At 76.6% G+C, this 747-nt stretch carries 1 protein-coding gene; it reads left to right on the top strand.

Going from position 1 to position 747, the window contains the following annotated elements:
- Window positions 1–437: 437 nt before the first annotated feature.
- A partial coding sequence (locus DEF28_RS26635; protein WP_199493580.1) for a DMT family transporter occupies window positions 438–747 on the top strand: 310 nt, incomplete at its 3' end.

Raw genomic sequence — 747 nt, 5'->3', positions numbered from 1 at the left:
CGCCCGCACCGCGCGGGCCGCCACCAGCCGGAGCCGGCGCGGGGGGCGCCTCGGCGTCACCAACTTTTGCCGAAACCTTTCCCGGGACTCTCCGTCCCGTGGCCCCCGCGACAGGCGACCGCGCTATCTACGGTGTGGAGCCTGGCGAGCGCCGGGCGGGGAGGAGAACGGGTGCGGGGCGGTGTGCGGACGACGACGGCGGCGCGGCCACCGGGCGCCGCGGGCTCCCGGGCCCGGACGCCCGCACCCCGGACCGGAAGTGGGGCGCGCACTACCCGAGTTCGGGTGCTGCCTGTATCCCGTGTTTACCCGGTCACTCCGTACGGTTCTGAGTGCAGCGGTCGCCGTGGGGGCGCCGCACCGACCGGGAGGGGGACCGCCATGGGCGACGTCCGGCGGCGGCGGGGGGCCGTCCGGTCCCCCGGAACGGGGGCGCCATGCTGATCTCGTCGGTGCTGCTCGCCCTCGCCGGGGCCTTCTGCCTCGCGCTCGGCTCCGCGCTGCAGGAGCGCGACGCCGTCCGCGCCCCCGGGCACCAGATCGCGCGGGCCGGTTTCCTGCTGCACCTGCTGCGGCGGCCCCGCTGGGTCCTCGGCACGCTCGCGGCGGCGACCGGCGTCGTCCTGCACCTGGTGGCGCTCAGCGGAGCACCCCTGACCATCATCCAGCCGATCGGTGTCACCGGCCTGCTGTTCGCGATCGTGCTGTCGGCGGTGTTCAACCGGCGGCGGGTCCGGGCGGGGGAGG

This window comes from Marinitenerispora sediminis (assembly GCF_003336425.1).
GTDB lineage: Bacteria > Actinomycetota > Actinomycetes > Streptosporangiales > Streptosporangiaceae > Marinitenerispora > Marinitenerispora sediminis.
This window is presented reverse-complemented; position numbering and strand designations above follow the sequence as displayed.